Annotated in this window: 18 protein-coding genes; 10 read left to right on the top strand and 8 right to left on the bottom strand. The window is 52.9% G+C overall.

The genetic code is table 11. The features are described from left to right. Nucleotides 1–42: 42 nt before the first annotated feature. The gene (gene fsa / locus OGX96_RS10770) at nt 43–705 is read left to right on the top strand and encodes a fructose-6-phosphate aldolase (RefSeq protein WP_020996106.1); all 663 of its coding nucleotides are present in this window, start codon (nt 43–45) and stop codon (nt 703–705) included. A 12-nt stretch (nt 706–717) separates the two neighbouring features. Next, on the top strand, nt 718–1,821 hold the full coding sequence (gene gldA, locus OGX96_RS10765) for a bifunctional L-1,2-propanediol dehydrogenase/glycerol dehydrogenase (protein WP_060683063.1): 1,104 nt from the start codon (nt 718–720) through the stop codon (nt 1,819–1,821). Between the two features lie 86 nt (nt 1,822–1,907). Here gldA and katG read toward each other — a convergent pair whose 3' ends face one another. The 4 genes from katG to metB form a co-directional block, all read right to left on the bottom strand. Continuing rightward, a complete protein-coding gene (gene katG / locus OGX96_RS10760; RefSeq protein WP_048215178.1) occupies nt 1,908–4,088 on the bottom strand; it encodes a catalase/peroxidase HPI in 2,181 nt (726 codons plus the stop codon). A 168-nt stretch (nt 4,089–4,256) separates the two neighbouring features. Continuing rightward, on the bottom strand, nt 4,257–5,144 hold the full coding sequence (gene metF, locus OGX96_RS10755) for a methylenetetrahydrofolate reductase (protein ID WP_286582986.1): 888 nt from the start codon (nt 5,142–5,144) through the stop codon (nt 4,257–4,259). A 374-nt stretch (nt 5,145–5,518) separates the two neighbouring features. After that, a complete protein-coding gene (locus OGX96_RS10750) occupies nt 5,519–7,951 on the bottom strand; it encodes a bifunctional aspartate kinase/homoserine dehydrogenase II (protein ID WP_032945630.1) in 2,433 nt (810 codons plus the stop codon). A 2-nt stretch (nt 7,952–7,953) separates the two neighbouring features. After that, nucleotides 7,954–9,114, bottom strand: a complete 1,161-nt coding sequence (gene metB, locus OGX96_RS10745; RefSeq protein WP_286582983.1) for a cystathionine gamma-synthase — start codon at nt 9,112–9,114, stop codon at nt 7,954–7,956. 265 nt (nt 9,115–9,379) lie between these two features. Here metB and metJ point away from each other — a divergent pair, with 265 nt between their 5' ends. Further along, the gene (gene metJ / locus OGX96_RS10740) at nt 9,380–9,697 is read left to right on the top strand and encodes a met regulon transcriptional regulator MetJ (protein WP_003825168.1); all 318 of its coding nucleotides are present in this window, start codon (nt 9,380–9,382) and stop codon (nt 9,695–9,697) included. A 58-nt stretch (nt 9,698–9,755) separates the two neighbouring features. On the opposite strand, the gene OGX96_RS10735 is transcribed toward metJ, so the two are convergent. The 3 genes from OGX96_RS10735 to rpmE form a co-directional block, all read right to left on the bottom strand. Continuing rightward, nucleotides 9,756–11,180, bottom strand: a complete 1,425-nt coding sequence (locus OGX96_RS10735) for an MFS transporter (RefSeq protein ID WP_032945626.1) — start codon at nt 11,178–11,180, stop codon at nt 9,756–9,758. Between the two features lie 78 nt (nt 11,181–11,258). Continuing rightward, the gene (locus tag OGX96_RS10730) at nt 11,259–11,939 is read right to left on the bottom strand and encodes an oligogalacturonate-specific porin KdgM family protein (protein WP_286582980.1); all 681 of its coding nucleotides are present in this window, start codon (nt 11,937–11,939) and stop codon (nt 11,259–11,261) included. Between the two features lie 338 nt (nt 11,940–12,277). Beyond that, nucleotides 12,278–12,490 (bottom strand): 50S ribosomal protein L31, encoded by a 213-nt coding sequence (rpmE, locus tag OGX96_RS10725; protein WP_008787040.1) that lies wholly within the window; start codon nt 12,488–12,490, stop codon nt 12,278–12,280. Between the two features lie 257 nt (nt 12,491–12,747). Between rpmE and priA the strand changes: the two genes are divergently transcribed. The 7 genes from priA to rraA all read left to right on the top strand — a co-directional run bounded on the left by priA (nt 12,748) and on the right by rraA (nt 20,734). Then, on the top strand, nt 12,748–14,946 hold the full coding sequence (gene priA, locus OGX96_RS10720; protein WP_286582978.1) for a primosomal protein N': 2,199 nt from the start codon (nt 12,748–12,750) through the stop codon (nt 14,944–14,946). Nucleotides 14,947–15,102: 156 nt separating this feature from the next. Beyond that, nucleotides 15,103–16,128, top strand: a complete 1,026-nt coding sequence (cytR, locus tag OGX96_RS10715) for a DNA-binding transcriptional regulator CytR (RefSeq protein WP_003825179.1) — start codon at nt 15,103–15,105, stop codon at nt 16,126–16,128. 93 nt (nt 16,129–16,221) lie between these two features. Then, nucleotides 16,222–17,196 (top strand): cell division protein FtsN, encoded by a 975-nt coding sequence (gene ftsN, locus OGX96_RS10710; RefSeq protein ID WP_100271678.1) that lies wholly within the window; start codon nt 16,222–16,224, stop codon nt 17,194–17,196. Nucleotides 17,197–17,287: 91 nt separating this feature from the next. Then, the gene (gene hslV / locus OGX96_RS10705; protein WP_003028805.1) at nt 17,288–17,818 is read left to right on the top strand and encodes an ATP-dependent protease subunit HslV; all 531 of its coding nucleotides are present in this window, start codon (nt 17,288–17,290) and stop codon (nt 17,816–17,818) included. Between the two features lie 9 nt (nt 17,819–17,827). Next, nucleotides 17,828–19,159, top strand: a complete 1,332-nt coding sequence (gene hslU, locus OGX96_RS10700; RefSeq protein WP_003028803.1) for an ATP-dependent protease ATPase subunit HslU — start codon at nt 17,828–17,830, stop codon at nt 19,157–19,159. A gap of 67 nt (nt 19,160–19,226) precedes the next feature. Next, a complete protein-coding gene (gene menA, locus OGX96_RS10695; RefSeq protein WP_003825185.1) occupies nt 19,227–20,156 on the top strand; it encodes a 1,4-dihydroxy-2-naphthoate polyprenyltransferase in 930 nt (309 codons plus the stop codon). A 92-nt stretch (nt 20,157–20,248) separates the two neighbouring features. Beyond that, nucleotides 20,249–20,734 (top strand): ribonuclease E activity regulator RraA, encoded by a 486-nt coding sequence (gene rraA, locus OGX96_RS10690; protein WP_008787034.1) that lies wholly within the window; start codon nt 20,249–20,251, stop codon nt 20,732–20,734. A gap of 216 nt (nt 20,735–20,950) precedes the next feature. Here the strand turns inward: rraA and zapB are convergent, their stop codons facing one another. Then, a complete protein-coding gene (gene zapB / locus OGX96_RS10685) occupies nt 20,951–21,196 on the bottom strand; it encodes a septal ring assembly protein ZapB (protein WP_095533156.1) in 246 nt (81 codons plus the stop codon). Between the last annotated feature and the right edge of the window lie 376 nt (nt 21,197–21,572).

Genomic DNA, 21,572 nt, shown 5'->3' with positions numbered 1-21,572 from the left:
CGGCAATGGGTTGCTAATAGAAAACGAAGAGGATGTTTTTGTATGGAACTTTACCTTGATACCGCCAACGTCGCGGAAGTTGAACGTCTGGCACGCATCTTCCCTATCGCGGGTGTTACCACCAACCCAAGCATTGTGGCGGCAAGCAAAGAATCTATCTGGGATGTACTGCCACGCCTGCAAAACGCCATCGGCGAAGAGGGTATTTTGTTTGCCCAAACCATGAGCCGCGAGGCGCAGGGCATGGTGGAAGAAGCCAAACGCCTGAGCAATGCAGTGCCCGGTCTGGTAGTGAAAATCCCGGTGACATCCGAAGGTCTGGCCGCGATTAAGATGCTGAAAAAAGAGGGTATCACCACGCTGGGAACCGCCGTTTACAGTGCTTCTCAGGGGCTACTGGCTGCGCTGGCAGGAGCCAAATATATCGCGCCTTACGTTAACCGTATCGACGCACAGGGCGGCGATGGGATTCGCACAGTACAAGAACTGCAAACGTTACTGGAGCTGCATGCGCCAAACAGCATGGTACTGGCAGCCAGCTTTAAAACCCCGCGTCAGGCGCTGGATTGCTTACTGGCAGGATGTGAAGCTATCACCCTGCCATTAGACGTAGCGCAACAAATGCTCAATACCCCTGCGGTAGAGTCAGCAATAGAGAAGTTTGAGCAGGACTGGAACAACGCATTTGGTCACATCAACCTGTGAGGGAAATAAAGTATGGATCGCATTATTCAATCACCTGGTAAGTACATCCAGGGTGCCGATGTTATTACCCGTCTTGGCAGCTACCTCAAACCACTGGCAGAACGCTGGCTGGTCGTTGGGGACAAGTTTGTCTTAGGCTTTGCCCAGGGCGCACTGGAAAAAAGCTTCCAGGATGCCGGACTGGCGCTGGAAATTGCACCGTTTGGCGGCGAATGTTCACAAAACGAAATCGACCGTCTGCGCGGCGTAGCGGAAAAAGCGCAGTGTGGCGCAGTACTTGGTATTGGCGGCGGTAAAACGCTGGATACCGCCAAAGCGCTGGCGCACTTTATGGGCGTGCCTGTCGCCATTGCCCCAACCATCGCCTCTACCGATGCGCCGTGCAGCGCGCTGTCCGTCATTTACACCGATGCCGGTGAATTCGATCGCTATCTGCTGCTGCCCAACAACCCGGACAGGGTCATTGTGGATACCAAAATTGTCGCGGGCGCACCGGCGCGTCTGTTAGCTGCGGGTATTGGCGATGCGCTGGCAACCTGGTTCGAAGCGCGTGCCTGTTCACGCAGCGGCGCAACCACCATGGCGGGCGGTCAGTGTACTCAGGCGGCGCTGGCGCTGGCAGAGCTGTGCTTTAATACGCTGATCGAAGAAGGCGAAAAAGCGATGCTGGCAGCCGAGCAGCACGTGGTGACACCAGCACTGGAACGTGTTATTGAAGCCAACACCTATCTGAGTGGCGTCGGTTTTGAAAGCGGTGGTCTGGCAGCGGCTCACGCCATTCATAATGGTCTGACCGCAATCCCGGATGCGCATCACTACTATCACGGCGAGAAAGTGGCGTTTGGTACGCTGACGCAGCTGGTGCTGGAAAACGCACCGGTCGATGAAATTGAAACCGTTGCCGCGCTGTGCCATTCCGTTGGCCTGCCGATTACCCTGGCGCAACTGGACATCAAACAGGATATTCAGGCGAAAATGCGCATTGTGGCTGAGGCAGCCTGTGCAGAAGGCGAAACCATCCACAACATGCCTGGCGGCGCAACGCCGGACCAGGTGTATGCCGCCCTGCTGGTGGCTGACCAGTACGGTCAACGTTACCTGCAAGAGTGGGAATAACCTGCAAATAGAAAATCCCCGCACTCGCGGGGATTTTTTTATTCATACTATGCCGGATACGCACAAGCGACATCCGGCATTATCTGTTACAGCAGATCGAAACGATCCAGGTTCATCACTTTCACCCATGCGGCAACGAAATCTCTCACGAACTTCTCGTGAGCATCGCTGCAGGCATAAACTTCAGCCACTGCGCGCAGTACGGAGTTAGAACCGAACACCAGATCGGCGCGGGTTGCCGTGTATTTTACTTCGCCGCTCAGACGGTCACGACCTTCAAACAGCTCTTTTGACTCATCAACCGCCTTCCACTCATGGCGCATATCCAGCAGATTGACGAAGAAGTCAGTGCTGAGCACGCCAGGACGATCGGTAAAGACGCCATGCTGGCTGCCGTCGAAGTTGGTGCCCAGTACGCGCATACCGCCCACCAGCACGGTCATTTCCGGTGCGGTCAGCGTCAGCTGCTGTGCTTTATCAATCAGCAGCGACTCGGTGGTCGATACGTCAGGACGAGCGCGGTAGTTACGGAAACCATCGGCAATCGGCTCAAGCAGTTCAAACATCTCAATATCCGTTTGGTCCTGACGCGCATCCACGCGGCCCGGCGCAAAAGGTACTTTAATGCTGACACCCGCAGCGCTAGCCGCCTGCTCTATACCGACAACACCGGCCAGCACGATAATATCGGCTAACGAAGCGGTATGGGCTGACTTATAAATGCCTTCCAGCACAGGCAGTACGCGTGCCGCGGTAGCATTCACATCCCAGCCACGCTGTGGGTCCAGCGCCAGACGCGCACCGTTAGCGCCGCCACGTTTATCCCCACCGCGGAACGTTGATGCCGAAGCCCACGCTACCGATACCAGTTCGCCCACGGACAACCCGGAAGCGGCAATGGTCGCCTTCAGTTTCAGGATATCTTCTTCGCTTGGGTTAAAGAACGCATGCGGCAGCGGGTCTTGCCAAATCAGATCTTCTTTTGGCACTTCCGGTCCGATGTAACGTGCTTTTGGCCCCATATCACGGTGCGTCAGCTTAAACCATGCGCGGGCAAATGCTTCGTTGAAGGCCTGCGGATCGTTCAGGAAACGACGGGAGATCTTCTCGAACTCCGGATCGAAACGCAGCGTCAGGTCGGTAACCAACATTGTTGGCTTACGTTTTTTCGACGGATCGAACGGATCGGGGATAATTTCCGGTGCGTCAACCGCTTCAAATTGAATCGCACCTGCCGGACTGCGGGTTTGTACCCATTCATATTTGAACAGGTTCTCGAAGAAATAGTTGCTCCATTGGGTCGGCGTCTGCGTCCAGACCACTTCCAGACCGGAAGTAATTGCGTCTGCACCCGCGCCGCTGCCGTAGCTGCTGGCCCAGCCCAGGCCCTGCGCTTCAATTGGTGCGGATTCTGGATCGGCGCCTACGTGCGAAGCCGGTGCAGCACCGTGAGTTTTGCCCAACGTATGACCGCCGCCAATCAGCGCTACGGTTTCTTCGTCGTTCATGCCCATGTTACCGAAGGTCGCGCGAATAGCCGCTGCCGCAGAGAGCGGTTCGCCGCTATGGTCCGGCCCTTCCGGGTTCACATAGATAAGGCCCATTTCGGTTGCGCCCAGCGGCGCTTTTGCCAGTTCTTCCGGATGACGGTGGGTCAGCCAGGCTTTTTCATCACCCCAGTTTACGTCGAGATCCGGTTCCCAGACGTCTTCACGACCGGCACCGAAGCCGAAGGTACGGAAGCCTGAGTTTTCCAGCGCCACGTTACCCGCAAGGATAAACAGGTCGGCCCAGGAAATTTTCTGGCCATATTTCTGCTTGATTGGCCAAAGCAGACGACGCGCTTTATCCAGGCTGACGTTGTCCGGCCAGGAGTTCAGTGGCGCAAAACGCTGCTGTCCGCGACCCGCGCCACCGCGTCCATCGATGGAGCGATAGGTCCCTGCACCGTGCCATGCCATGCGGATAAATAATCCGGCATAGGTTCCCCAGTCAGCGGGCCACCACGGTTGAGATTCGGACAGAAGGGCTCTGAGATCCCCTTTCAGGGCAGAATAGTCGAGTTTGCTAAACTCTTTTCGGTAGTCGAAGTCCTCACCCAGCGGGTTAGAACGGTTGGAATGTTGGTTTAAAAGATCTACACGGAGTTGATTGGGCCACCAGTCGCGGTTGTTCGTTCCTGCTCCCGCACTCTGATCGTGACCGCCCTGATGAAAAGGACACTTACCGGCAGTTGATGCGTTTTGGCTATCGTCGGACATGCTCATCTATATGCTCCCTTTACAGTGTTCTGACTACGATATACACCACCAGAGATAAGATATAGTCGAAAAAACCCACAGATTCGATAGCTAATTCCTTTTATATTTAAAGTTACAGAGATGTAGATCAAAATGATCAATAAAAAGCCCTCCGTAGAGGGCTGGGGCATCTGTTTAATTCGGTCTTACACCCAGTGTGTGACAAATAGCGTAGCTCATCTCGGCACGGTTAAGGGTATAGAAGTGAAAATCTTTCACCCCTTCGCGACTGAGGATTTTCACCATGTCCATAGCGATGTTTGCACCTACCAGCTTGCGGGTTTCCGCATCATCATCCAGACCATCAAACATGGTCGACATCCAGGAAGGGATACGAACATTGGTCATATCGGCAAATTTTTTCGCCTGTTTAAAGTTGGAGACTGGCAGGATACCCGGAATAATTTCCACATCGATTCCCGCAGACACGCAGCGATCGCGAAAACGTAGATAGCTTTCCACATCGAAGAAAAACTGAGTAATGGCGCGGTTTGCACCGGCATCAACCTTACGCTTCAGGTTCAGCAAATCGGCCTGAGCGCTCTTCGCTTCTGGGTGTACTTCCGGATAAGCCGCAACGGAGATATCAAAGTCCGCAACGTCTTTCAGCAGAGTCACCAGGTCAGAGGCATACATATCCGGTTTACCGCTTCCCGGCGGCAAGTCACCGCGCAGAGCAACAATATGACGAATACCGTTATTCCAGTAGTCCTGAGCAATGGTCCGCAGCTCATCGCGGGTAGCATCAATACAGGTCAGGTGCGGAGCCGCTTCAAGGCCAGTGCGATCCTTAATACCTTTAATAATGCTGTGAGTGCGGTCGCGCTCACCAGAGTTTGCACCGTAGGTGACTGAAACAAACTTCGGCTTCAGGTTGCTCAGGCGATCGATGGAGTTCCACAGGGTTTGCTCCATTTCACTGGTGCGCGGCGGGAAAAACTCAAACGAAACGTTAATCTGACCCTGTACTTCCGCCAGGCTCTGATTCAGGGCTTCCCGCTGGTTGGCGTGAAAAAAGCTCATACCTTACCTCATCAATCTTTTGTCGTTATATGTTGTGTTGTGAACTGCTATACGTTTAGACGTCTAGATGTAAAAATGACGGAAAAGCACGCTGGCGTCAACACAAAAATCATCGTTAAAGGTGAGGAATACTCAGCCAACGTGAAAAAAATTCACATCAGCCTGAAATGATGGGGAATTGTGGCATGACCGTCTGCAAGCCGTTAACGAGAACGGTGACAGACTCGCCTCTGGCCAGAGCGCGGGTAAGACGTAATACGGGTAGGTTTAACGCAGGATGAGAGCGTTGAAGTGATTATGCAGATGGCTGTTGACGTATTTTATCCGGCCTGGGTCACAAACGAACCGTCGGCCGGATCATCCGGCAACAAAAACTACAGCAGCTGCGCCAGACGGTTGATGTCTGACTGAATAGCGCCGGCGGTGACGTCACGACCTGCGCCCGGTCCACGGATCACCAGCGGGTTATCGCGATACCAGCGGCTTTCAATGGCGAATACGTTATCGCACGGCAACAGCGCCGCCAGCGGGTGTTCAGGACGAACCGCCTCAACACCAACGCGCGCTTTACCGTTAGCATCAAAACGCGCCACATAGCGTAGCACCAGCCCCATTTCACGCGCCGCTTCCAGACGCTGCACCATCTGCTCGTTCAGCTCATCACCATTCTCAAAGAAATGGTCAATAGAGCCTTCTTCACAATGCGCAGGCACCAGCGATTCCACGCGAACCTGGTCCGGTTCGATGTCGTAACCTGCTTCACGCGCCAGAATCACCAGCTTACGCATCACATCTTTGCCGGAAAGATCTACGCGCGGATCGGGTTCAGTCAGCCCCTGTTGCCACGCCTGATCCACCAGATCGGTGAACGGGACCGTGCCATCAAATTGCAGGAACAACCACGACAACGTACCGGAGAAGATCCCGCTGATCGACAGAATGGTATCTCCACTATCAATCAGATCGCGCACGGTATGATTGATCGGCAAACCTGCTCCCACGGTGGCGTTATACAGCCAGTGGCGGCCGGTTTTTTCAAAAGCGTCATGAATTTGGCGATAATTATGACTGCTGCTCGCCCCCGCCAGTTTGTTGGCGCTGATAACGTGGAAACCATGGCTGGCAAAATCCAGATACTGATCCGCAAGTTGCTCGCTGGCAGTAACGTCCAGCACCACTAAATCATCATACGGGTGAGCACGCATCCACAGGAATAGAGACTCTTCATCCTGCTCTACTGCCTCGTCATCAAAGAAAGCTAACGCGCGGCTGGCATCCAGCCCTTCGTAATTCAGCAGGCTACGACGGCTATCAACCACACCCGCCAGCACAAACTCTAATCCGGTGCGCGCTGAGAGCGTGCTCTGCTCGCGAGCGAACAGCTCCAGCCAGCGCGAACCAATGTTGCCTTTGCCGAACAACACCAGACCAATGCGTTTTTCCGCGCGGAAAATTGACTGATGCAGGCCCTGAATCAGGCTCTCTGTTGGCCCAGTACGCAGTACCGCGACCAGGCTGATACCCTCTTCCGATTGCCAGGTGAATTCAACCGGCTGACCTTTCAACTGTTGCCAGAAACGGTGGCAGTGCAGCGGATTACGGGTGACGCCCGCCCCGACCATCGCTACCAGCGCCAGCCCCTGGCGCAAACGCAGCTCGCCCGGCAGACCAGCTTCATCCAGAATTTTCAGTGCGCCGTCAGCGACTTCGGAGGTATAGCAAAATTGCAGCAGTTGGCGGTCAGGATGCACACCCACTGCCAGCGGACGCACCTGGGTACGTTTTAAAACCTGATCAATCTCTTTATAAGCCAGCTTAAAGTCCTGGCCAGTCGGAACCAAAAACTCAATCAGGCAGACGTCATCATGACTGGTCACAATACGCGCCCCGGTACCGGAGGCCAGTACGCGTTCAATGCGCGTTGAACCCTGCTCCGGCGTATAGCTACAACGCAGTTGGAGATCGATATCGCTACCGGAAACCGGCTGTAAGGTACGGGCATGGAGAACCGGTGCCGCCAGACGCGCCAGCTCGCTGGCTTCATCCAGACGCAGCAGCGGCAGCAAACAGGCGTCTTTTACTTTACGCGGATCCGCGCTGTAAACCCCGGCGACATCGCTCCAGATAGTTACGCGAGAAACGCCCGCCAGCGCGCCAACCTGCGTCGCCGAGTAGTCGGAGCCGTTACGCCCCAGCAGGACCGTTTCACCGCAATTGCTGCGGCTAATAAAGCCGGTAACCACCAGCCGTTTACCCGGATGCTGCGCCAGCAGTTGCTGTAGCAGCGGGTAAGAAAGACCTTCATCTACCTGCGGCTGGGCACCGCGTTCAGCACGTAAAAAATCGCGCGCATCCAGCCAGGCTGACTCCAGCCCCTGTTGGTTAAGGACCGCAGACATCAAACGCGCGGACCATACCTCACCATGCCCAACAACCTCAGCATAGACGGCATCGTTCACGCCACTGTCGAGTAATCCAGCCAGACGCTCCAGATCGTGAATAAACGCACCAATTAGTCCATCCGCTATATCAGGCGGTAACAAACCGCTGATAAGCTCGCTCTGATAGCGGCGTAACGCCTGTTGAACCTGATGCGCAGAAAGGCGATCGGTCTGGCTTAATTTCAGCCAGCTAATCAACTGGTTAGTGGTACTGCCTGCGGCTGAAACAACCATCATGTCATCAGGCTGCGAGTACTCCGCCATAATGCCTGCGACACGCAGATAACATTTCACATCAGCCAGACTACTACCACCAAATTTGTGCAGTTGACGACCCTTCGCCCCTGCCTGCGCAATCACACTCATGTTTACCCCTTGTTTGCAGCCCGGAAGCCATTTTCCAGGTCGGCAATTAAATCTTCGCCATCTTCAATACCGGTGGAGATACGCAGCAGCGTTTCGGAAATTCCGGCAGCAGCACGCGCTTCTGGCGCCATGCCCGCGTGTGTCATGGTTGCGGCGTGGGAGATCAGACTTTCAACGCCCCCTAACGATTCCGCCAGCGTAAACAATGACAACCCGCCGAGGAAGCGGCGCAGCGTTTGCTCATCACCATCCAGTTCAAAACTTAACATCGCGCCAAAGCCTTTTTGCTGACGTGCAGCAATCTCATGGCCCTGATTATCCGGCAATGACGGGTGATACAATTTTTTCACCAGCGGCTGAGTTTGCAGATAATCGACTATCGCCTGAGCATTACGTTGCGCCACCTCCATACGAGGAGACAGAGTACGCAGGCCGCGCAACAGCAGATAACTATCAAACGCGCCGCCGGTCACACCAATATTATTCGCCCACCATGCCAGTTCAGTGACCGTTTCCGGATCTTTCGCTATCACAACACCAGCCACCACGTCTGAGTGACCGTTTAAATATTTCGTGCATGAATGCAACACCAGATCGGCGCCCAATGCCAGTGGATTTTGCAGTGCCGGGCTTAAAAAAGTGTTGTCGACCACGCTGATCGCGCCAGCTTCACGCGCCAGCTGACAGATTTTTGCAATATCCACCACGCGCAGCAGCGGGTTGCTTGGGCTTTCTACCAGCACCAGCTTCGGTTTTTCCGCCAATGCGGCCTGCAATGCCTGCTCATCTCCTTGATCGACAAACAGGACGCGGTAACAGCCACGTTTTGCCAGACTGTCAAACAGTCGGTAGCTCCCGCCGTAGCAGTCATGCGGTGCGACCAGCAGATCGCCTGGCTTGAGGAAGACCGTGGTCACCAGATGAATCGCCGACATGCCAGTATTGGTCAGCACAGCACCTGCACCGCCTTCCAGTTCCGCCAGCGCACGCTGAACAACATCGCGCGTTGGGTTGCCGCGACGCGAATAGTCATGGGCGCGAGGTTCATTAAATCCGGTAAAGTTATAGGTGCTGGAGAGGTGAATCGGCGGGACAACGCAACCGTACTGTTCGTCGTCATTTAACCCGCTACGCACTGCGATGGTGGCCTGTTTACGCGTCATATTGAGGAGATCCTGGCTGAGTCGGTGAAAAGTCAGACACCAGAGTAATCATAGTTACGATAGCCGTCAATACATCTGGACATCTAAACTTCTTTGCGTATAGATTGAGCAAACTGGAAATAGCCGTTAAAATTATATGCATTAGCGTACATCTGCGTCGGCTTACTTCGTGTCAGGGCCACGCCACTACGATAAACTACGCGCAATTATGGTCCGGGCTCAGGTTCTGGCCTCAATATTAATGACGAAGAGGATTAGGTATCTCATGGCTGAATGGAGCGGCGAATATATCAGCCCATACGCTGAGCACGGTAAGAAGAGTGAGCAAGTCAAAAAAATTACGGTTTCCATTCCTCTGAAGGTGTTAAAAATCCTTACCGATGAACGCACGCGTCGTCAGGTGAACAACCTGCGCCACGCCACCAACAGCGAACTGCTGTGTGAAGCGTTTCTGCATGCTTTTACTGGGCAACCCTTACCCAACGATGACGACCTGCGTAAAGAACGCAGTGATGAAATCCCGGAAGAAGCAAAGGTAATCATGCGTGAACTGGGTATCAACCCGGAAACGTGGGAATACTGATAGTTAGAACAGCAATGGGCGTGTAGAGGCGGGAATGCTCCCGCCTTTTCTCACAGTGTTACTTACTAATACCATTGAGTTTATTCAATGTTTCTTCCATTTTGAGCGTTTCCGTACGGTTCAATGGATAGAAATAAATCAGAATGACCGCCGCCAAAAACAGGCATAGCGCCGGCAAGAGATTCGCCATCGTATAAATATTTTCCTGCACAATGCTGGTTTGCACTGCACCACCTGTTGACGATGATTGATAGCCAATGATAGCCAACATAAAGCCACCAATCGCCCCTGCGCATGCCTGACCAACCTTGCGCGCAAAGAAGTTCACACCATAAACCGTGCCATCCTCGCGATCGCCAGTGACATACTGATGGTAGTCACAAACATCAGTCATAAACGCCCAAATCATCAGGTTGAATAACCCTGCACCCAGCGTCGCCAGGAACAAGAAAACCAGATAGACCTTTGCATCCGTAATGTGGACAAAGTACATAATCACATACATGACCACGGCAAAAAGCAACGCGCCTACGCTGGCTTCTTTTTTACCAAACCGCTTCGTGAGCCAGGATGCCGATGGCGCCAGCAAAACCAGGGAACCAAAGGTAAACAGCAACGCGACTGACATCGCCTCTTTATTGTGGAAATAGTCATTAAACAGGTAAGTCATGTTGGTACCGGACAACCCCTGATTAATTACAATCAGCAAATCCACAACCACTAAAACAATCAGCGCCTTATTGCGTGCCAGTCCCTTCAGCAACACCGAAACGGGCATGCTCTCTTTTCTCTCCACGCGCACGCGCTCCGTCGTTAAATGACAGGTCAAGGATAAAAAGATCAAGCCCAGCACTGCGCAACCAATGGAAATCCAGAAGAAGTGTTGCCCGGAAATCACCTGGCTTCCATCCACCAGGGTGGTGTACATCAGGATTGGAATGAAAAAGCCAGTTGCCCCACCGCCGATTGCTGACCCAACGCTACGCCAGGTTGAAAGCGATACACGATCTTCAGGATTCGAGCTAATCGCCGCAGACATAGCACCGTACGGAATACTCACGGTAGATAACAGCGAACCGTAAATGAAATAGGAGCAGCAGATGTAGATGATTTTCGCCGTATAAGAAAAATCATTCACAAACGGCAGGAACAGGACAACCGCAATGATGCAAAATGGATACTTCATGCGACGCACCCACGGGTTGAAACGTCCATGTACCGTCAGTTTAGAGGTATCGCATAAGCGCCCTACACCAACATCAACGAACGCATCAAAGAGTTTGGTCACAAAATAGAGTGAGCCAACAATAACGCCGGAAATACCGAGGACGTTAGTATAATAAATCATTAAAAAACTATTAACTAAGCCAAGAATAAAACAGGTTCCGAGGTCACCACATAAATAACCAATTTTATCTCTAATTCCGAAAGGCCTGACGGCAGTGGTTTCATTATTTCCGATAATAGTTCCATCATTAGACATGATGTCAACTCCTTAGACATATTATTCACACAAACTATGCTTATCGACGTAATCAGCCGATACGAAAACTATTACCGATTAAAAGTTATAACCAAGACCGACACGATAACGGGTCTGACGATCGTCTGTCGTTGTTGTGTTATAACCCGAGGAAACGTTGCCAACCTCAACAAATGGAACCCAGGAGCCTAATTTGTACGCCACGCGGAAGTTATATTCATAATCATCTTTCCGGTTGTTATATAAATCTTCGCTATCGGCAATTTTATAAATACCATTTAGCTCAAACATCCAGTCATTGACGTTATAACCAAGCCAGGCTTCCGGACGATAGACCATGCGGTCATCTTTGCCGTCAGTGTTTCTGCGCATGTATTCCTGACGATAGCGGAACGCGGTCCACCAGTTGTCGTTGATGTTGTACTGTACGCGGATATAAGGCTTATAAATCGCGATATTATCGCCCGTTTCGATTGCAATGCCGGGCTGCCAGACAAGACCCTGCCAGGTGAACTGATAGCTTGCGGTATACTCGTTGCCGTTACTTTCCATATTATTCCACGCATCATTTGACTGCGTGTTTTCGGAACGAGAAATGGCTTCTACTGCCACACCAAAACCCGTGGCAAAACGGTGAGACATATACACACGATCGTAATTACGTCCATCGTCATAATATTCATGTCGGTAATCAACATAACCCGCCTGTGCGGCCGCAGAGAATAATGTAATCAGTAATAACGCAGATTTAAATTTCATGACAATCCCTCTTCACACTCAACAACGGAAATAATCCATCTCGTTTGTCCATAAAATGGGAAAACAAAAAGGCTTTTAGATTAATTTTATATTTCCACGAAAGTGTATTTTAGAAAGAAAGCAGAAACCTTTGGTATTTTGCCAGGAGCTGGTAAAAGTGGCAAAAGACAGAAGATAAAAAGGACGCAGATCACCAGTTGCAATATTTTATCGAAAAAATAAAACACCGTTTTATTTATTGAATAAAATAGATTATTCAATACATCAATATATATTTCAGTTCTGAAGCGCAGAAACAAAAAAAGCGCCATAAGGCGCTTTTTTCTGACAGCTGAAACTTACTTGCTGCCTGGGATGCTGAAACGCTTGTTGAAGCGATCAACACGGCCACCGGTAGCAACATCACGCTGCTTGCCAGTATAGAACGGGTGGCACTGACCGCACACGTCCAGGTTCAGATCGTGACCGACGGTAGAGCGGATTTTCATGACGTTACCGCAAGAGCAGTTTGCAGTAATTTCTTCGTATTTCGGGTGAATATCTTTTTTCATGGGAAAACCTCGGTTTAAGGCCGCGTCGCTCTTCCAGCCCTAACGCCAGACACCACGCGATGTTAATTATTCCCCGTCACCTTTCACGCTGCATCAACAGCCTGAAACTCTCGGGTAATGGTCATTGTTTGACGCAATCAATTTGCATCAAAGGCGGCGAATCATACAGAAATTAACCTGCTCATGCAAACTGATCCGCATTCTACCCTCCACTAATGTGTATACTAACCCGCCAGATTTCAAGTCAGGATGATTCAATGCCCGTTGCGCACGTTGCCTTACCTGTTCCGCTACCTCGCACCTTTGACTACCTCCTGCCGGAAGGCTTGAGTGCCAAAGCCGGGTGTCGTGTACGCGTGCCCTTTGGCAAGCAGCAGGAGCGCGTGGGTATCGTCCTTTCCGTCAGCGAGCACAGTGAACTGCCGCGGAGCGAATTGAAAGCCGTTCTCGAAGTGCTGGACAGCGAACCGGTCTACTCGACCTCCGTCTGGCGTCTGCTGTTGTGGGCGGCTGATTATTATCATCATCCCATCGGTGACGTACTGTTTCACGCTCTGCCAATTTTACTGCGCCAGGGACGCCCGGCGACAAACGCGCCCATGTGGTACTGGTTTGCCACTGAAGAAGGCCAGGTTATTGACCTCAACAGCCTGAAGCGTTCTCCCAAGCAGCAACAGGCGCTGGCTGCGCTACGCCAGGGGAAAATCTGGCGCGACCAGGTGGCTGAACTGGAATTTAATGATGCCGCATTACAGGCACTGCGGAAAAAAGGGCTGTGCGATCTGGCGAGCGAAACACCAGGCTTTAGCGACTGGCGTACGCACTACGCGGTTTCCGGTGAGCGTCTGCGGCTGAACACCGAGCAGGCCACCGCCGTCGGGGCGATTCACAGCGCCTCAGACAGTTTTAGCGCCTGGCTATTAGCGGGCGTAACGGGATCAGGCAAAACAGAGGTCTATCTCAGCGTTCTGGAAAACGTCCTTGCCCAGGGCAAGCAGGCGCTGGTGATGGTGCCGGAGATTGGCCTGACGCCGCAAACTATTGCCCGTTTTCGCGAACGTTTTAATGCGCCGGTCGAAGTCCTGCACTCCGGTTTAAACGACAGTGAACGTCTTTCAGCCTGGCTGAAAGCAAAAAATGGCGAGGCGGCGATTGTTATCGGCACGCGTTCTTCGCTGTTTACGCCGTTTAAAAATCTCGGCGTGATTGTCATCGACGAAGAGCACGACAGCTCTTATAAACAGCAGGAAGGCTGGCGCTATCATGCGCGCGACCTCGCGGTTTACCGCGCCCATAGCGAGCAAATCCCGATTATTCTCGGCTCAGCCACCCCGGCACTGGAAACGCTGTGTAACGTGCGGCAGAACAAATATCGCATGCTACGCCTGACGCGCCGCGCCGGAAATGCGCGCCCAGCCACTCAGCACGTGCTGGATCTCAAAGGTCAGCAAGTGCAGGCCGGACTCGCCCCTGCTCTAATCGCCCGTATGCGTCAGCACCTGCAGGCGGATAACCAGGTGATCCTGTTTTTGAACCGTCGCGGTTTTGCGCCTGCGCTGCTGTGCCACGACTGTGGTTGGATTGCAGAATGTCCGCGTTGCGATCACTACTACACGCTACATCAGGCGCAGCACCACCTGCGTTGCCACCACTGTGACAGCCAGCGCCCAATACCGCGTCAGTGCCCCTCCTGCGGTTCGACGCATATGGTTCCGGTAGGACTCGGCACCGAACAGCTTGAGCAGGCTCTGGCACCTTTTTTCCCCGGTGTGCCAATTTCACGTATCGATCGCGACACCACCAGCCGTAAAGGATCGCTGGAGCAGCATCTGGCGGAAGTGCATCGCGGCGGCGCACGAATTCTTATAGGCACGCAAATGCTGGCCAAAGGCCACCACTTCCCGGACGTCACTCTGGTGGCGCTGCTGGACGTTGACGGTGCGCTATTCTCCGCAGATTTCCGGTCAGCAGAACGCTTCGCCCAGCTCTATACGCAGGTCTCTGGCCGTGCCGGACGCGCCGGGAAGCAAGGTGAAGTGGTGCTGCAAACGCACCATCCTGAACATCCGCTGCTGCAAACCTTGCTGTATAAAGGCTATGACGCGTTTGCCGAACAGGCGCTGGCCGAGCGGCAAACGCTCCAGCTTCCACCGTGGACCAGCCATGTGATCGTGCGGGCAGAAGACCATAACAACCAGCATGCACCAATGTTCTTGCAGCAGCTACGGAATCTCATTCAAGCCAGCCCGTTGGCCGATGACAAACTCTGGGTGCTCGGCCCGGTTCCCGCACTGGCGCCCAAACGCGGTGGTCGTTATCGTTGGCAAATATTGTTGCAACATCCATCACGAATTCGTCTGCAACATATCATCAGCGGCACGCTGGCACTGATCAATACGCTACCCGATGCACGCAAGGTTAAATGGGTGCTGGATGTCGATCCCATCGAGGGATAACCCCTCACGATGCGAGGCGGATCGTAAAATTAAAGATCCATCACACTTTTTATGAAAATTCTGTAACCGCTTCCATTCACTATCTGATAAAAATGTTTCAGATGAAGGTTATCCAGGGACGAGTCTGTGCCAGCAGCTCTCTGGCGAGGAGAAAGAGTGAAACCGAATAAGCAGGTTGCCGCCGCTACGATGAAAGATGTTGCTCTGAAGGCGAAAGTCTCAACGGCAACCGTATCCCGCGCATTAATGAACCCGGACAAAGTCTCACAGTCAACCCGTAACAAGGTTGAGCAGGCAGCACTGGAAGTGGGATATCTACCCCAATCAATGGGACGTAACGTTAAGCGTAATGAGTCACGTACCATTCTGGTGATTGTGCCGGATATCTGCGATCCGTTTTTTAGCGAAGTGATTCGTGGCATCGAAGTGACTGCCGCAGAACAGGGATACCTGGTGCTTATTGGCGACTGCGCGCACCAGAACCAGCAGGAAAAGACGTTTCTTAACCTCATTATCACCAAGCAGATCGATGGCATGGTACTGCTCAGCTCGCGCCTGCCGTTTGATGCCAGCGTGGAAGAACAGCGCAATTTACCGCCGATGGTCATGTCGAACGAGTTCGCGCCAGAGCTGGAACTCCCTACCGTGCACATTGATAACCTCACCGCCGCCTTTAACGCGATGAATTATCTGCTGGAACTGGGGCATAAACGCATTGGTTGTATCGCCGGACCCGAAGATATGCCGCTGTGCCATTACCGTCTGCAAGGCTACGTTCAGGCATTACGCCGCAGCGGAATTACGGTCGATCCGCATTTCATCGCGCGCGGTGACTTTACCTATGAAGCGGGAGCCAATGCGTTGAAGCAGCTCCTTGAACTACCGCAGCCGCCTACCGCTGTCTTTTGTCACAGCGACGTCATGGCGCTGGGCGCACTCTCTTACGCCAAACGCCAGGGTCTGAAAGTCCCTGATGATTTATCCATTATTGGCTTTGATAACATTTCGCTCACGGAATTTTGTGATCCACCCCTGACAACCGTCGCACAGCCGCGTTTCGATATCGGACGTGAAGCTATGCTGTTACTGCTCGATCAATTACAAGGGCAGAGCGTCAGCAGTGGCTCACGTTTACTGGACTGCGAGCTTATTATTCGGGGTACTACCCGGGCACTGACGTAAAGTAAAGTGCTTTCGGACTCCCCTGTCTGGTCAAAGGCCCGCCGCTTAAGTAACATGGCGGGCTGACGAACGAATAAATACAGCGAAACGATAGTGGCACAACGAGATTATGTACGTCGCGGCCAACCGGCACCTTCGCGGCGCAAGAAGAGCACATCACGGAAAAAACAACGCAATACGCCTGCGGTATCGCCCGCAATGGTTGCTATTGCTGCAGCCGTACTCGTGACCTTTATCGGTGGTCTGTACTTCATTACGCATCACAAGAAAGAAGAGTCCGAAACGCTGCAAAACCAGAAAGTCACCGGTAATGGCATTCCGCCAAAACCGGAAGAGCGCTGGCGATACATCAAAGAGCTGGAAAGCCGTCAGCCTGGCGTACGTGCGCCTACCGAACCGTCTGCGGGCGGCGAGGTGCTGAATGCCGATCAGCTAACCAATGAGCAGCGCCAGCTATTGGCGCAAATGCAGGCTGATATGCGTCAACAGCCGACGCAGCTCAACGAAGTACCGTGGAACGAGCAAACGCCTGAACAACGCCAGCAAACGCTGCAGCGTCAGCGTCAGGTGCAACAGCAGCAGTGGAATAACGCACAGCAGCAGGCTCAGCAGCCGCGTCCACGGGCAACAGAACAGCCGTATCAGCAGCAGCAAACGCGTACAGCACAAGCCGCGCCGGTACAGCAGCCGAAACCGCAGCCAAAACCGGCGGCGCAACAGCCGTATCAGGATCTGCTGCAAACGCCAGCGCATACCACCGCTGCTCAGCCAAAACCGCAGCCGGCCGCGCCGATAACGAATGAAACGCAGCCGCCAAAACAAACTGCTGAGAAAAAAGATGAACGCCGCTGGATGGTTCAGTGCGGATCATTTAAAGGCGCTGAGCAGGCAGAAACTGTGCGTGCGCAGCTGGCCTTTGAAGGCTTTAACTCCCGTATTACCACCAATAACGGCTGGAATCGTGTGGTCATTGGTCCGGTCAAAGGCAAAGAGAATGCCGACAACACCATCAGCCGCCTGAAGGTTGCTGGTCACACAAACTGCATTCGACTCTCCACTGGGGGTTGAAACCCCCAAAATCCCCCCCATCTATACTTGCATTACGCCCCGTACACTGTGCGGGGCCTGTACATTGCATTTGTAACCAAGGGGTCTGCTCGTGACAACAATAGTAAGCGTACGCCGTAACGGCCATGTGGTAATCGCCGGTGATGGTCAGGCCACACTGGGTAACACCGTAATGAAAGGCAACGTGAAGAAAGTCCGCCGTCTGTACAACGATAAAGTCATCGCGGGCTTTGCGGGCGGTACTGCGGATGCATTCACGCTGTTTGAACTGTTTGAACGCAAACTGGAAATGCACCAGGGTCACCTGGTGAAAGCTGCCGTTGAACTGGCAAAAGACTGGCGTACCGACCGTATGCTGCGCAAACTCGAAGCGCTGCTGGCCGTCGCAGATGAAACTGCATCGCTCATCATCACCGGTAACGGCGACGTCATCCAGCCAGAAAACGATCTGATTGCTATCGGCTCCGGCGGTCCCTACGCCCAGGCTGCTGCACGCGCTCTGCTTGAAAATACCGAGCTTGGCGCACGCGAGATTGCTGAGAAAGCGTTGGATATTGCAGGGGATATCTGCATTTATACCAACCACTTCCATACCATCGAAGAATTGAACTCCAAAGCGTAAGGATCCCCCATGTCTGAAATGACCCCACGCGAAATTGTCAGCGAACTGAACAAACACATCATCGGCCAGGATAACGCTAAGCGTTCCGTGGCGATCGCCCTGCGTAACCGCTGGCGTCGTATGCAGCTCAACGAAGAGTTGCGTCATGAAGTCACGCCGAAAAACATTCTGATGATTGGCCCGACCGGCGTCGGTAAAACCGAAATCGCCCGTCGTCTGGCAAAACTAGCCAACGCGCCGTTCATCAAAGTTGAAGCAACAAAATTCACCGAAGTCGGCTATGTTGGTAAAGAAGTAGATTCCATCATCCGCGATCTGACCGATGCTGCCATCAAAATGGTCCGCGTGCAGGCAATTGAGAAAAACCGCTTCCGTGCCGAAGAGATGGCGGAAGAACGCATTCTCGACGTGCTGATCCCACCAGCTAAAAATAACTGGGGGCAGTCAGAGCAGCCGCAGGAACCTTCTGCAGCGCGTCAGGCATTCCGTAAAAAACTGCGTGAAGGCCAGCTGGATGATAAAGAGATCGAAATCGATCTCGCGGCCGCACCGATGGGCGTTGAAATTATGGCGCCTCCAGGAATGGAAGAGATGACCAGCCAGCTGCAGTCCATGTTCCAGAACCTGGGCGGTCAGAAGCAAAAACCGCGTAAGCTGAAAATCAAAGACGCGATGAAGCTGCTGATTGAAGAGGAAGCGGCCAAACTGGTGAACCCGGAAGAGCTGAAACAAGAAGCTATCGACGCCGTTGAGCAGCACGGGATCGTGTTTATCGACGAAATCGACAAAATCTGTAAGCGCGGTGAATCCTCCGGCCCGGACGTGTCCCGTGAAGGCGTACAGCGCGACCTGCTGCCGCTGGTTGAAGGCTGCACGGTCTCCACCAAGCACGGCATGGTGAAAACAGATCACATTCTGTTTATCGCTTCTGGTGCATTCCAGGTAGCCAAACCGTCCGACCTGATCCCAGAACTGCAGGGTCGTCTGCCGATTCGTGTCGAGCTGCAGGCGCTGACCACCAGCGATTTTGAGCGTATCCTTACCGAACCGAATGCCTCCATCACCGTCCAGTACAAAGCGCTGATGGCGACTGAAGGTGTGGACATCAACTTCACTGAATCCGGTATTAAACGCATTGCCGAAGCGGCCTGGCAGGTTAACGAAACCACCGAAAACATCGGTGCACGTCGTCTGCATACCGTTCTGGAACGTCTGATGGAAGATATTTCCTATGATGCGAGTGATTTGAACGGCCAAAGCATCACAATTGATGCCGAATATGTGAGCAAACATCTGGATGCGCTGGTCGCAGATGAAGATCTGAGCCGTTTTATCCTATAATCGCGTTCAATGCATTTTCATCACTGTTGATGGGGCTGATAAAGCCCCATTTTTATTGGCGCTAAATATGACTGAACAACAACAAATTAGCCGCTCACAAGCCTGGCTGGAAAGTTTACGACCTAAGACCTTACCGCTCGCCTTCGCGGCGATCATCGTCGGTACGGCATTAGCATGGTGGCAAGGATACTTCGATCCGCTGGTTGCTCTGCTGGCATTGATTACGGCAGGACTGCTGCAAATTCTGTCCAATCTCGCTAACGACTATGGCGATGCCGTTAAAGGCAGCGACAAACCCGACCGTATTGGACCGCTGCGCGGTATGCAAAAAGGGGTCATCACCCAACAGCAGATGAAGCGCGCGCTGATCGTCACCGTGGTGCTGATCTGTCTGTCCGGGCTAGCCCTGGTTGCTGTAGCCTGTCACACGCTGGCGGATTTTGTCGGTTTCCTGGTGCTCGGCGGTCTGTCGATTATCGCCGCGATCACCTACACCGTGGGTAATCGCCCTTACGGATATATCGGCCTGGGCGATATTTCTGTGCTGGTATTCTTCGGCTGGCTCAGCGTAATGGGAAGTTGGTACCTGCAGGCGCATACGTTGATTCCAGCGCTGATTCTGCCTGCCACCGCCTGCGGCCTGCTGGCAACCGCCGTGCTCAACGTCAATAACCTGCGCGATATCAACAGCGACAGAGAGAACGGCAAGAACACGCTGGTCGTACGTTTAGGTGCTGTCAATGCCCGCCGCTACCACGCCTGTCTGCTGATGGGCACGCTGGTCTGTCTGGCACTGTTCAACCTGTTCTCACTGCAAAGCCTGTGGGGATGGCTGTTTATCCTCGCCGCTCCGCTGCTGATCAAACAGGCTCGCTATGTAATGCGCGAGATGGACCCGGCTGCAATGCGTCCGATGCTGGAACGCACCGTAAAAGCGGCATTGTTAACTAACCTGCTGTTTGTCGTTGGAATTTTCTTAAGTCAGTGGTCTCTTTAACTGACAAATATCAATTAACAATTGATGATTTTGCCAACAGTACACATAGCGCGATATACTAAAAATTCTCGCAGCAACTGAACGTTAAGCCTATGAAATACGATACATCCGAGCTTTGTGACATCTATCAGGAAGATGTCAACGTCGTGGAACCGCTGTTCTCTAACTTTGGAGGACGGTCGTCGTTTGGCGGACAAATCATCACGGTAAAATGTTTCGAGGACAACGGGTTGCTGTACGATCTGCTCGAACAAAACGGCCGTGGTCGCATTCTGCTGGTCGATGGCGGCGGTTCTGTCCGTCGTGCGCTGGTCGATGCCGAACTGGCACGGCTGGCCGTACAGAATGAATGGGAAGGTCTGGTCATCTACGGCTCAGTACGCCAGGTAGACGATCTGGAAGAACTGGATATCGGCATTCAGGCGATTGCCGCTATTCCGGTAGGTGCCTCAGGTGAAGGCATTGGAGAAAGCGATGTACGCGTCAACTTCGGTGGCGTGACGTTCTTCTCCGGCGACCACCTGTACGCCGATAACACCGGGATAATCCTCTCCGAAGACCCGCTCGATATCGAGTAAGCGAAAAAGGCACCGCAAGGTGCCTTTTTTATGCGTGTCACTGATTGCCGGATGGCGGCTTACGCCTTATCCGGCCTACAATCAGGGGCGGTTACGCGAAAGATTTCGTGTTGTAGCAAGGCGGCAAACGAAGGTATCCCCAGGAGCGTAGTAAACTACGTGACTGGGGTAACTGAGCGCGGCCAACGCAGCTACGGCGCGAAAGATAAAGCGTAATTAGACTTCTTCCATACGACCCAGCAGGGCATGCAGACGATCCTGCCAGCCGCTCTGCTGTTCTTTCAGGCTATTGTTCTCACGCTCCAGTTCTTCACGCTGCTGCTGTGCAGTCTGAACTTCCTGCGACAGTGAGTTGTTCTTTTCTTTCAGCTCTTCGATTTCCATCTGCAACAGCGTGATGGTATCAATCGCCTGCTGTACTTTTGCTTCCAGTTTCTCAAACACTTCTAATGACATCGTCATACCTCTCCTGAATTGCAAGGCGTTGATGGATAAAAATCCTCGTCCCGATAACCGGCGACGCCTTAATAAAAACGAGCGCACTCTACTTAACACCGATTGTATGAAGCCGCGTCATCCCTGTCCAGCAGCATCCCGCGCAGATTGCGGTTTGCAACACTTTTAGTCTTTCTCCTGGTGACATTACTGTCATAACTCTTAAGTGTTAACAGGTTGATCAGTGAAATGATTCAGCTCACACTATTTTTGTATAACAAATACCTCACAATGGCGCGAAAACGCTCATTTTGTTGATGCAGTACACACATTTTAATTTCGATATTTCTCGTTTTTGCGCGTTAACGATAAATTAACAGTGTGCCTACCGGCTCCGGGGATG

Source organism: Citrobacter sp. Cpo100, from assembly GCF_030332595.1.
GTDB lineage: Bacteria > Pseudomonadota > Gammaproteobacteria > Enterobacterales > Enterobacteriaceae > Citrobacter > Citrobacter portucalensis.
The sequence above is the reverse complement of the archived record's forward strand: the minus strand, read 5'-3'. Positions and strand labels throughout refer to the sequence as shown.